This window comes from Pseudodesulfovibrio sp. S3, assembly GCF_004025585.1.
Lineage (GTDB): Bacteria > Desulfobacterota > Desulfovibrionia > Desulfovibrionales > Desulfovibrionaceae > Pseudodesulfovibrio.
In genome coordinates this window covers 380,174-390,977 of sequence record NZ_QTZO01000002.1, presented here as the reverse complement: position 1 = coordinate 390,977, position 10,804 = coordinate 380,174, and the positions used below count along the sequence as shown (strand labels likewise).

Annotated in this window: 14 protein-coding genes, 1 tRNA gene and 1 pseudogene; 9 read left to right on the top strand and 7 right to left on the bottom strand. The window is 52.1% G+C overall.

All coding sequences use genetic code 11. The features are described 5' to 3' along the window. The 8 genes and pseudogenes from DWB63_RS17200 to DWB63_RS03600 form a co-directional block, all read left to right on the top strand. Positions 1–350, top strand: a pseudogene (locus DWB63_RS17200) (hypothetical protein); the annotation flags it as partial. Positions 351–481: 131 nt separating this feature from the next. Continuing rightward, positions 482–721, top strand: coding sequence for a hypothetical protein (locus DWB63_RS03635; RefSeq protein WP_128327441.1), 240 nt, complete (start codon positions 482–484; stop codon positions 719–721). A gap of 119 nt (positions 722–840) precedes the next feature. Then, positions 841–1,500: a transposase gene (locus DWB63_RS03630; protein ID WP_128327440.1), complete on the top strand. Its 660-nt coding sequence runs from the start codon at positions 841–843 to the stop codon at positions 1,498–1,500. A 205-nt stretch (positions 1,501–1,705) separates the two neighbouring features. Further along, entirely contained in the window at positions 1,706–1,981 is a 276-nt protein-coding gene (locus DWB63_RS03620; RefSeq protein ID WP_128327439.1) for a colicin immunity domain-containing protein, read from the top strand. Between the two features lie 147 nt (positions 1,982–2,128). Continuing rightward, positions 2,129–2,518, top strand: a complete 390-nt coding sequence (locus DWB63_RS03615; protein ID WP_128327438.1) for a hypothetical protein — start codon at positions 2,129–2,131, stop codon at positions 2,516–2,518. 85 nt (positions 2,519–2,603) lie between these two features. Next, complete coding sequence (locus tag DWB63_RS03610; RefSeq protein ID WP_128327455.1) at positions 2,604–2,939, top strand: transposase; 336 nt, start codon at positions 2,604–2,606, stop codon at positions 2,937–2,939. Between the two features lie 73 nt (positions 2,940–3,012). Next, positions 3,013–3,252 carry a hypothetical protein gene (locus DWB63_RS03605; RefSeq protein ID WP_128327437.1) on the top strand — a complete coding sequence of 80 codons (240 nt, stop codon included), beginning with the start codon at positions 3,013–3,015 and terminating at the stop codon, positions 3,250–3,252. Between the two features lie 480 nt (positions 3,253–3,732). Continuing rightward, entirely contained in the window at positions 3,733–5,304 is a 1,572-nt protein-coding gene (locus DWB63_RS03600; protein WP_241648597.1) for a glucan biosynthesis protein D, read from the top strand. 332 nt (positions 5,305–5,636) lie between these two features. Here the strand turns inward: DWB63_RS03600 and DWB63_RS03595 are convergent, their stop codons facing one another. The 7 genes from DWB63_RS03595 to DWB63_RS03565 all read right to left on the bottom strand — a co-directional run bounded on the left by DWB63_RS03595 (position 5,637) and on the right by DWB63_RS03565 (position 10,269). Next, on the bottom strand, positions 5,637–6,020 hold the full coding sequence (locus DWB63_RS03595) for a hypothetical protein (protein WP_128327435.1): 384 nt from the start codon (positions 6,018–6,020) through the stop codon (positions 5,637–5,639). Between the two features lie 434 nt (positions 6,021–6,454). Continuing rightward, a complete protein-coding gene (locus tag DWB63_RS03590; protein WP_241648591.1) occupies positions 6,455–7,426 on the bottom strand; it encodes an RHS repeat-associated core domain-containing protein in 972 nt (323 codons plus the stop codon). A 644-nt stretch (positions 7,427–8,070) separates the two neighbouring features. Then, positions 8,071–8,164: transfer RNA gene (locus DWB63_RS03585), tRNA-Sec, on the bottom strand. A 195-nt stretch (positions 8,165–8,359) separates the two neighbouring features. Further along, complete coding sequence (locus DWB63_RS03580) at positions 8,360–8,755, bottom strand: hypothetical protein (RefSeq protein ID WP_128327434.1); 396 nt, start codon at positions 8,753–8,755, stop codon at positions 8,360–8,362. A gap of 31 nt (positions 8,756–8,786) precedes the next feature. Next, entirely contained in the window at positions 8,787–9,092 is a 306-nt protein-coding gene (locus DWB63_RS03575; protein WP_128327433.1) for a hypothetical protein, read from the bottom strand. After that, complete coding sequence (locus DWB63_RS03570) at positions 9,082–9,702, bottom strand: RNA polymerase sigma factor (protein ID WP_241648590.1); 621 nt, start codon at positions 9,700–9,702, stop codon at positions 9,082–9,084. The genes DWB63_RS03575 and DWB63_RS03570 overlap by 11 nt, the downstream gene beginning before the upstream one ends. Positions 9,703–9,909: 207 nt before the next feature. After that, entirely contained in the window at positions 9,910–10,269 is a 360-nt protein-coding gene (locus tag DWB63_RS03565) for a cupin domain-containing protein (RefSeq protein ID WP_128327431.1), read from the bottom strand. 86 nt (positions 10,270–10,355) lie between these two features. Between DWB63_RS03565 and DWB63_RS03560 the strand changes: the two genes are divergently transcribed. Then, positions 10,356–10,655, top strand: coding sequence for a putative quinol monooxygenase (locus DWB63_RS03560; protein WP_128327430.1), 300 nt, complete (start codon positions 10,356–10,358; stop codon positions 10,653–10,655). Positions 10,656–10,804 lie beyond the last annotated feature (149 nt).

The window sequence follows — 10,804 nt, the reverse complement described above, 5'->3', positions numbered from 1 at the left end:
CCTCCTTTGTCATGGATGAGGCGCATGCGCTCGCGGCGGCCCGCTATATCGAACGCAATCCCGTGCGTGCAGGCATGGTCTCGGACCCTGCCGATTACCCCTGGAGCAGCGCCCTGGCCCATTTGCAAGGGAGGGACGATATTCTGGTAAAGGCAGGGCCTCTGCTTTCCATGGTTCCGGAGTGGCGAAGCTTCATAGCCTCAGAGGATGTGCAGGATGATATGGATGCCTTGAGTAAGCATGCACGGACAGGCCGCCCGCTCGGCAACGACGTGTTTTTCGATCGGTTGCAAGCCCGTACAGGAGTGGACTTGCGACCCCGGAAACCCGGCCCGAAGAAGCGGAATTAGGTATACTGTCCCTCTAATTCCGCGTCCCTCTAATTCCGTCCCTTGAATTGTTGAGTCCAAATCCTAACAAGCCAGGGAAGATGATGATTAAAAAAGGTGACAACTTACGTATAAATATCAAGGACTAGTGTATGAAATACTCTTTTGACTTACCAGACGGCAACTATTGGAAAAATGGAGTTGAAGTTGAAGTTCACATCAATGCTTCAAACGAAGTAGTACTAAAAGCTAATTCTGCAGGATTTTTATCATTAGCACGACTGTTTTTGTTGTTTTCAATGGATGACACTTTGAAGGGGGAGCATATGCATTTAGATGAGTTGACGGGGTTAGAAGACGGATCGTGTGAGTTAATAATTGAGCGTTCATAATAGAAGTTTCACATTTTGGGAATTAGGGGGACAGGAATTAGGGGGACAGTATACCTCGAATTAGGGGAACAGTATACCTAATTCTTGACTTGGTAGAGTCCATGTAGGATATTGCGCCCATGCCGAGAATTGCTCGTATTGTCGTATCCGGTGAGGCCCACCATGTGGTGCAGCGAGGAAACCGTCGATTGCCCACGTTCTTTTGCGAGGCGGATTACCAGTTGTATCTGGAACTTGTCAGGGAGTGGTGCGACAGACATTGCGTGGCCATCTGGTGCTACTGCCTGATGACCAATCATGTGCATCTGATTGCCGTTCCAGAGACCGAAAGCGGTTTGCGCCTGGCTTTCGGGGAGGCTCACCGCCGCTACTCGCTCCATGTCAACAAGCGCGAGGGTTGGACCGGCCACCTGTGGCAGGATCGCTTTTCCTCCTTTGTCATGGATGAGGCGCATGCGCTCGCGGCGGCCCGCTATATCGAACGCAATCCCGTGCGTGCAGGCATGGTCTCGGACCCTGCCGATTACCCCTGGAGCAGCGCCCTGGCCCATTTGCAGGGGCGGGACGATATTCTGGTAAAGGCAGGGCCTCTGCTTTCCATGGTTCCGGATTGGCGAAGCTTCATAGCCTCAGGGGATGCGCAGGATGCTATGGATGCCTTGAGTAAGCATGCACGGACAGGCCGCCCACTCGGCAACGACGCGTTTTTCGATCGGTTGCAAGCCCGTACAGGAGTGGACTTGCGACCCCGGAAACCCGGCCCGAAGAAGCGGAATTAGGTATACTGTCCCTCTAATTCCCTCTAATTCTAAATAGCCCTACAGTGAAGGCGATCGAAGGAACATACCGAGGAGATGAGGTTATTCATTTCGTTGACCCAAAAACAGGACTAAACATGATAACTAAACGTAATGGTGAATTTCTTAGTGGGTGGAAGTTAAATAACAAACAATTAACCAATATTTTATCTAGAGGGAGCCTTTAATGGCAATGCACATAGATATGGTTAACAGCCACTACTCAAGAAAAGTGTATATAAAAATGATTGTTACTTTTTTAAATAAAAAAACTAAAGCAGAAACTTTTCAAAAAGAATACTTTAGAATCTTTTCTAATGAAGCAAAAGAAATTCCAGAAAAAGACTATGAGATATTAAATACTCTTTGCTACGCAGTTGAAGCGTATTGCCCAGATCCTCATTTGCGAGATGGCGACGATATAGATGAAATAGAATTGAAAAAAAGTGCACAATTGCACTAGAGGCGCTAAATTATCAAGAATGAACCAGGTCTTGAACTACAGTAAGCATATAAGAAAGGGGTCAGGTTTTGCTTTTTTGTTGTTTTTGAAGCGTAGGACAAAAAGCAAGACCTGACCCCATTCTGTTTGTTCAATGAGGATGAATCAATGCGTCTGACACAAATATTTGAAGATGTAAAAAAGCAATGGCCCAGAGATATCTTAATTGGAGATTGTATACTCTGGGATGACCAAGAGGGGCTATCGTGCGAGTGGCTGGATGGTTTATTTTGGGATATAGATACGAAAAGTGTCCATGGCGAATGGGGAAACCTAATGTGTTGGGGTATTTTTTGTGGGCTCAAAAAACATATAAAAACTTTACAGCCCCCATATCCAAATAAAATCCCTATTGATTGCCTGGATTTAAAGTACGCAGTAGAAAAGATTAATGAAAGCATCAACATACCTGAATCTGTCTACTACCCAGAGCGCCACAAATATGAAAATGATCTGGATGGCTTGCTTAAAGATCAGGTAGGAGAACTCGATTCGTGAGTTTAGTATAGGAACGGGGTCAGGTCTTGTATAGGAACGGGGTCAGGTCTTGAATTATAAGTTTTTTTGCCTGTATGCCCTCTGCATGACAAGACCACTACGCATAGAATATCCTGATGCATTTTATCATGTGATGACGCGCGGAAATGCGCGATTACCGATTTTTGAAGACGATTCGGACCGAGAGGGCTTCCTTGCTCTTTTGGGAACCGTATCTGATAGATTTAATTTTGTTTTCCATTCGTTTATTTTGATGGGCAATCATTATCATTTGCTTCTTGAGACCCCGGATGCAAATCTCTCCGCAGGAATGCGGCATATCAACGGCGTGTATACACAGTCCTTCAATCGCCGCCATGGCCGTTCAGGGCATGTGTTTCAAGGACGATATAAGGCAATACTTGTAGATGCCGAATTGTGAAAAAGATGACGCCTGAAACCTTATAATTCAAGACCTGACCCCATTCCTAATATCACCAAGCAGGAATCAATATATGAATATCGATACCAAGAGTAGGGTTATACATCTTATCCAAGAACTGCTTGAGACTGACACAACAGAAGAGAGGGATGTTGAAATAGCAATTGAATTGAAGAGTATTGTCCCTGACCCCTACTGTATGGACTATATATTTCAATCCGATGAATTTGTTAACAGCGATGGTAGTTTTAATTATGAGGGATTGATTAAAAAGTGTTTTGACGATTATGAACCAAGCATAATTGCTCTATAAGTGAGGAAAGGTGAGGAAAGGGGTCAGGCCTTGAATTATAAGAACGGGGTCAGGTCTTGCTTTTTGTTGTTTTAGTTAACAAAAGGACAAAGAACAAGACCTGACCCCATTTCCCCAGGCGGCATTCGGGGGCCGATGACTATTTTGTGCTGACAACTGGGAATTGATTCCATACGTTCCTTAGCGGGGATGCCCAGCCTATTCGAAATCGGTCGTTCTTCACACGCTAACTATCTGCAAGTTGTATCATTTTTTGCACTTTTCCCTACCGTTATGCTTCCGGCTGGCATTGTCGCCGCGATTCTGTCATAAGGACCCCATTGCAAATCTACCCGCACCGCGGAAAAGGACACGGGTCGATTGGTTTTGATACAGATAACAAAGGAGACAGAACAAATGCCTGTCCGATACATTCGCTTCATTTCATTACGCAGAACAAGGATACTTGCCACTTTGCTGTTTGCTGTGGTGGGCATGACTATGCTGCCGACTCTTCCCGACGATGAGGCCGCCATGTTCCTGGGGCCGAAGACAGTCAGAGCCGCTTCGTCGGCTTCCGAGCCTTTCGATTACGCCATACTCAAAGGCAAGGCTCGCGCCCTGGCCCAAACATCATACATCGACCACAAGGGCGCTGTGCCCAAGGCGGTGAAGAAGATGACCTGGGATCAGTATCAGGCCATCCGTTTCAACACCGACCATTCCCTGTGGCGCAAAACGGATTCAAAGTTCAGGGCCCACCTGTCCCACCTGGGCCTGTACTTCCTGCAACCCATATCCATACATGAACTGAAGGACGGCAAAGCCCAAAAGATCGAGTACAGTCCCAAGCTCTTCGATTACGGCAAGTCCAAGATCAATCCCGGGAAACTTCCGGCGGATCTCGGTTTTGCCGGCTTCCGCCTCCAGTTCAGCCCGGACTGGATCCGCGACGTGGTCGCCTTCCTCGGCGCGAGCTATTTTCGCGCCGTGGGCAAGGAGATGCAGTACGGCCTGTCCGCGCGCGGCTTGGCCGTGGATACAGCCCTGCCCCGGCCCGAGGAATTCCCGACCTTCACCTCCTTCTGGCTGCAACGTCCCGATCCGGGCAGCAACACGGCCACGGTCTACGCCCTCCTGGATTCGCCCAGCATCACCGGAGCCTACCGTTTCGACATCACGCCAGGCGACACGCTGACCATGCGCGTGGATGCCGCGCTCTATCCCCGCAAGTCCATCGAACGCCTTGGCATCGCCCCGCTCACCAGCATGTACATGGTGGGCGAGAACGACCGTCGCACAGGCTACGACTGGCGGCCGGAAATCCATGATTCCGACGGTCTTGCGATGCAGACCGGCTCGGGCGAATGGATATGGCGGCCCCTGAACAATCCGCGCATTTTACGCTTCAATGGATACATGGATGAAAACCCCAAGGCGTTCGGCCTGCTCCAGCGCGATCTGAACTTCGACCACTATCAGGACGACGGCGTATACTACGACAAACGCCCCGGCCTCTGGGTGGTGCCGCGCGGCGACTGGGGTAAGGGATCGGTGCAGCTCGTGGAGATTCCGACCCTGGATGAAACCTTCGACAACATAGTGGCCTTCTGGCACCCGGACAAAGACATCGAACCAGGCCAGGAACTGCTCTACAGCTACGACCTCTTCTGGGGCACGGCCTCGCCCGGTCCGCAGGAACTGGCCCATGTGGTGGACACCTTCACCGGACTGGGCGGCGCGGTCGGCAAACGGCGCACCGAGTACAGCAAACGCTTCGTGGTGGACTTCTCCGGAGGCCCCCTTGGCCAGATAGGCAGGGACGCCGAAGTCACCGCCTCCATCACCGCAGCCGCAGGAAAAATCGAGCTGGTCCGGGTCGAGCCGCTGCACTCCGTAAACGGCTACCGGGTCCGCTTCGACCTCGTCCCGCCCGACCGGACCGAAACCCCGATCAACCTGCGCCTGTTCCTCAAATCCGGCAAACAAACGCTCTCCGAAACCTGGCTCTACCAATGGACCCCGCCCCCGGCGGAAGAACGCCAACTCCACAACGCCGGCCATCTGTACTAGAAAGCCGTCCACTGGCACAACACACCAAACGGACATGCGGCCATAATGACCGCATGTCCGTTTTTTTCAGAAAGAAAACCCGCAAGGCAACGTGACCCGTAGATTTGTCCACCTTAAATCCGCCCCTCTGTGGTCCAACAAAGAGAACCCACTTCTCCTCTGTAAATCAGACAGAAATGAGGCTATGAGCCAGGCATTTGCAGTACATAAGTATACATAGCAGGAAATCGCAAATCACACAGGCCTTCATTTTAGTTGGGTTAGTAGGCTTATTGCCAAAACAACAAAAAGCAAGACCTGACCCCGTTTTTTCGTTTTTCTGTTCACGTTTTTCATTTGGGAACAAGAATTCCTGACGGTTGCGATAACCGATGAACGACCTGGTTCTTCCGAACCGTCATCACATCGAAGGTATCCGCACCATTTGTCATATATTCGGACTCAAGACTCATCGTTTTTCCCGATTCAAGAGAGACCAGCACCTCGTAATGCGAATCTCCGGGGATTTCATAGCGGGCTGCACAAAAATCCCCATCAGGAATTTTCGGAAAAACGAGTTCGATTTCCCGAATCCGTATAGTTGCTTCAACGATGTCCTGCCCACTGTCGTTCTCAAGGATGACCACCCCGATATCCGGCGGAAAAAACGAATGAAGCCAAGAACTAAAAACAATGGCACACATCAAGAGGACTGAACAAGGAATCCATTTTTTCATTATCGGGGTCCGTGCCTTTAGGAGCCAGGTACACTCTTGCCCCGAGAAAACAATTTCTCGGCTAACCAAGCCACAAGAAGTACCGCAACATACAAAATCACATAGACAGCGAACCGGAGGAATACGGTCCAATCGTCAAAAACCATCTTTGGATAGTATGGGTCAAAATAATCAACGATACTGAGCAGCACCGCACCGTAACAACTCAATTTGATCAGCGACAGAAATGAAGACACCGTCAGCCTCCGTTTTTGCAAAAGCCATATCAATGGCAAGAAGGAGAGGGCGAGAACGATTTAATTAACAACACGCGAATCCGCATTGTAGACAGAAATAAGGTAAGCGAAATGGACAACGGTTGGATATAAAACGATAAGTGTGTTCATGACTTCCGAAAAGGGATGCCCTTTTCAGGGCATCCCCGGGTAAGATGATTACTTCGCCTTAAAGCGTATCTCCCCTTTTTGTTTTTCCAGTAAAGGAAAAAGCTCCCTGTCTCCGCTTCCCATATCGACACATCCTTGAGTTCCAGGGACCTTTCCCCCATGGAGGAAAAAGTCTGATCGTTCATGAAGTTCGGTCTGCCCGGTCGCTTTAAGGGGAACCTTATAGTCGCCCCAATCTCCGAAAAGAGGCTGGTGCCACTTGTTCTTGGTGATATCCTTTGGCAACAACCCATACTCACCAGGAGGAATCGGACCCTTGTTCTTCAATGTATGGTCCTTGACCCCAGGCTTGCCCGATGTGGTTTTGGACCGTTTCCGCGTTTGGCCGTCCTGATCAAGTACATCCAACTCCTCCTTGTCGTTGGCGTACTGCAATCCGCCAATTTTGAAAAATAGCCCGGCCTCGGAATCCGCACCAGCGTACTTCTTCGAAGCAAGCCCCAACGGGTCCACCCCGTTGACCGGATCATCCAAACAATAGCCATACCAGTCCGGATCACCGCCCCTGTCTCCGATGGGGGCGGGCGCGGTCCACCTGCCGGTGAAGGTGTCGTAATTCCTCCAGCCGAAGCGGACGAACCACAAATCGCGGTCGTGCAGGCCGCCTGCAAAGCCGATGGGCACGCGCAGGCCCGGATTGGTGTCCGCTATAATTCCGCCGAAGGGATCATAAAGAACTTCCTTTATCACGTTGCCGTACGCGTCGGCAACCACGCGCAGGGAACCGACCTGGTCGTAGTGCAGGGCGAGCACGGCCCCGTCCTCGCGCCCCATGGTCGAGGGTAGCCGCTCGTTGTCTCCGTACCCGAACTCGTAACCCATACGCCCGTCGTGGAACGCGCCGAGCCGGACGAAGTCGAGCCATTGGTAGGCTTCGACGAGTTGGTCATTGAGATACTTGGCGTCCCGCCTGCCGTCCTCGTCGTGGCGGTATGTGTAGACGTGGCCCTGGTTCTCCACCTCCTTTTGAGCAGCCGGTAGTCCGGCGTATACTCGTACAGGTGGTATGTGCCGCCGTTCGACCAGATGGAACGGAATCCGTTTTCATCGTGCGTGTACCCGTTGTTGCCCGCGCTCATCAGCTGGTTGTCCAGGTTGTATCGGTAGTCGCGGTAGCCGGACCCCACGGTGGCCGGGAAGTAGTCCCGCGAGCGGCGGCCTTCCCTATCATAATAGCACTGGCAGATCAGTCTGCCGTCAAGACGGGCCTCGAAAAGCCGGCCAGCCTCGTCGTAGCGGAACTCCCAGGTAAACGATATCGAGTTCCTCGCTGAGGTCACCATCAATGCCTGTGTGCTGAATGATGATGAGAGAGCTCCTTTTCTCTTGAAGGCGTTTTGCAAGTGTTTGTGAACTCGCATAGACAGGTCTGTAAGGGATATTTAGATTTTGCTTGTCTGCTTTGACTTTCTGGGGAGTTTTGCCCATGGCCTTCCTTCACTCATTGTTTGGGGCAGATGTTGACTGAGTTATAGGCAAGGTTGTCTCTGTCAAAAGAGGAGGGGGGGGGCGCAAACGTTATGTCCGCCTGATGGGGGTAGTGCTGGGGAAAGTTGGAAAACGAAAGATACCGATCATTGCTGATCGGTATTTTTGTTCAATATTGGCGGAAGCGTACAGGAGTCGAACCTGCCTGTGAGTGTTATCCCACACATTGGTTTTGAAGACCAAGCGACACACCGGTGCCGAAACGCTTCCTTGCAGTTTTTGCGTGACCGGCATGTCCTGTGCCGAACTGTTCCCAATGATTCAGGCCCTTGTGTGTTGGAATTCGCTGGGCGTGATCGGGGCGTGGGGCTAGCAGTGCATAGGTGCCTGTCGGAAACAGACACCTATCAACTTTGTTCGGCCCGGACAAGTGGGAAGCGTTTGGGTGTGGTTTTGCACCTCGGCCTAGGGGAAGGGCGGAGGCGGCGGCGGGAGGCGGAAGATGTTGAACTCCCGCTTGCGGGTCTTTTCTATCATATGGTCGAATGCAACCTGTTGCTCCGGCGAGAGATGAATTTTCACCCGTCTGATGCCTTCGGCGATGATGGCCTCGGCTTTTGGGCGTATCTCGGCATGCATGTCCTGCAACAGCTTGAGCGCGGCCGCCACTTCGGTTCGAATTGGTTCCATTTCCTGGTCTGAGAGGTCAAGCCCATGCTGGATGCCGTCGGTCAACTGTTGGGTCATTCTTTCCCGGAAGGCATTTTTGTCCTTGGGCGGGGTGAAATGATGCTTGATGAACAGGCCGGTACAGGTGGTGCCGACAATGGCGCCAGCCAGGAAGACTGCTGCAAATGCCATCCATATTTTCCAGTTCAGCATTGTTTGCTCCTCATAGCCCGAGTCCCAGGGGGCCAAGTTGCAATGCATGGCTGGAAAGGACGGCAAAAAGTTGTCCCGGCAGGTCGTTCAGGGACCAGGTGGCGGCCAGGAGGCTGGCCACCGAGATGACCGCCGCCGCAAAGGTGAATCGGGGGGCCAGGCGGTCGAGTTCGACGGCCATGACCGAGGCGTGGATTCGTGCCACGTCTTCCATGACGGCCTGACGCCAGGTCCGGGTGGGTTGCCATCCGCTGCGGTTCGCATGGATGTGTTGCAGCAGTTTGCGGAAGGATGTCCGTGGGATGTTACGCTTCATGCTCCTCTCCTTGGATGCCGTAGCGTTTGAGAAAAACCTTGAGTTTACGTTTTGCCCGGAATGCGCGCACTTTGACGTTGGGTACGCTGATGCCGAGCATGTCGGCGGTTTCCTTGGTCGTATGCTCTTCAAGATACGTCAGGGAGAGCACCATCCGATCCAGCGGCGACAACCGAGCCAGGACCGTGTCCAGGATTTCCCGTAGTTCGCGTTGTCTGGCCAGAGTTTCGAATACCTCTGCCGAATCCGCAGCCAGGGCCGTGTCAAGCCAGCGTTGCCCGTCTTCGCTCATGTCGCATACCGGAGCTTCCTTGTTACGGTATTGTTTGCGCCAGAAATCATTGCAGCATCGCAGGGCAACAGTAGTCAGCCAATTGCAAAAGGGTTTGACCGGTTTGTATCCAGGCAGGCTCCGATATGCCCGGATGAATACTTCGTGGGCGACTTCTGCCACATGCTCAGTGGGCACATGGGCTGCCACAAGCCGGGAGACAAGGTTCTCATGCCGTTCAAGCAGGAGTGCAAAGGCGTCCAGGTCACCATCGAGCACGAGTTCTATGACTTTTTCGTCACCCAGGTATGCGGGCATTTTACCCTTTTCGTTTGTCACGCCGGAAACATAAGCAGGGTGAGCATTAAAGCACAAGCCCCAAGCACCCCCCCCGGGAGATCCTGTGTCTTCGGGCGAAGTTGAGGCGGTGCCCCTCAAGGAGGAGGGCCTCACTGTCCTTGGGACGGATCAGCGGCGGGAAAGCACGCTAGCAAAAATATCATCGTCGAGAGAGCTTGTGTGGTTACACTTTATTTTGGCCGGTTGTCATATCGATTCGACCCGCCTGGTCCGGTCTGATGTCTCGGTGCCGGTGTTGACTGTGGAAGCGGCTTCAAAAAGCATTATCCACGTTTCATCCTCGCAGGACGGCATGTGCTCCACCTGGTGGGGGACGACGATGAATTCACCCGGCTCGAGCATGACGTCATGGTCCCGAAATCGCATGGTCAGCCGCCCTTTGGTCACGAAGAACATCTCGTCCCCGGTATCGTGGGAGTGCCAGATGAAATCGCCGTCGATTTTGACGAGTTTGACGTGCATGTCGTTGACCTGGCTCACCAGCTTCGGGCTCCAAAGCTCGTTGAACAGATTGAATTTTTCTTGAAGATTGATTTTTTCGGTCATGGAAACTCCTGTTGTTCGACATGTGAGACTAGGCTACCTTGTGGTCGTTTTCATTTCAAGGCGATCACGCAACCAAGGAGTACATAATGGCGCTGACATACGTTTCGGCTACGGTCATGGCAAAGGACGGCTGCGAGGCGGCACTGGAAAGGGAACTGGCAAAGGTGGTGGCCGCTGTCCGGGCCGAGGACGGCTGCATCCGCTACGACCTGCATCGGTCCGAGTACGGCAACGTCTTTCTGTTTTATGAAATTTGGGAAAGCCCGGCCCACCTTGCCGCCCATCTGCGGACTCCGCACATGGACTCCATGCGTGAGGCGACGGCTGATCTGGTGACGGGTGTGGCCGAGGTCAATTTATGGGAAGCAGTGGACGTGGCCGTATAGCCCGACTCCGTCCAGACTGGCGGGTATCCGTGCAAGTTGCATAGCTGTGCTCTATGGAGCGGCAAGGAGCTATGTCGTTTAGCTATTTTTCGAATCGCCCCATTTCCATTAGGGTGTTGCATCGTGAGAAATCCACGGCAACAACCATT

Coding starts and splice junctions, on each gene's coding strand:
- DWB63_RS03635 (WP_128327441.1), top strand. CDS start 482: ATGAAATACTCTTTTGACTTACCAGACGGCAACTATTGGAAAAATGGA.
- DWB63_RS03630 (WP_128327440.1), top strand. CDS start 841: ATGCCGAGAATTGCTCGTATTGTCGTATCCGGTGAGGCCCACCATGTG.
- DWB63_RS03620 (WP_128327439.1), top strand. CDS start 1,706: ATGGCAATGCACATAGATATGGTTAACAGCCACTACTCAAGAAAAGTG.
- DWB63_RS03615 (WP_128327438.1), top strand. CDS start 2,129: ATGCGTCTGACACAAATATTTGAAGATGTAAAAAAGCAATGGCCCAGA.
- DWB63_RS03610 (WP_128327455.1), top strand. CDS start 2,604: ATGACAAGACCACTACGCATAGAATATCCTGATGCATTTTATCATGTG.
- DWB63_RS03605 (WP_128327437.1), top strand. CDS start 3,013: ATGAATATCGATACCAAGAGTAGGGTTATACATCTTATCCAAGAACTG.
- DWB63_RS03600 (WP_241648597.1), top strand. CDS start 3,733: ATGCTGCCGACTCTTCCCGACGATGAGGCCGCCATGTTCCTGGGGCCG.
- DWB63_RS03595 (WP_128327435.1), bottom strand. CDS start 6,020: ATGAAAAAATGGATTCCTTGTTCAGTCCTCTTGATGTGTGCCATTGTT.
- DWB63_RS03580 (WP_128327434.1), bottom strand. CDS start 8,755: ATGGCATTTGCAGCAGTCTTCCTGGCTGGCGCCATTGTCGGCACCACC.
- DWB63_RS03575 (WP_128327433.1), bottom strand. CDS start 9,092: ATGAAGCGTAACATCCCACGGACATCCTTCCGCAAACTGCTGCAACAC.
- DWB63_RS03565 (WP_128327431.1), bottom strand. CDS start 10,269: ATGACCGAAAAAATCAATCTTCAAGAAAAATTCAATCTGTTCAACGAG.
- DWB63_RS03560 (WP_128327430.1), top strand. CDS start 10,356: ATGGCGCTGACATACGTTTCGGCTACGGTCATGGCAAAGGACGGCTGC.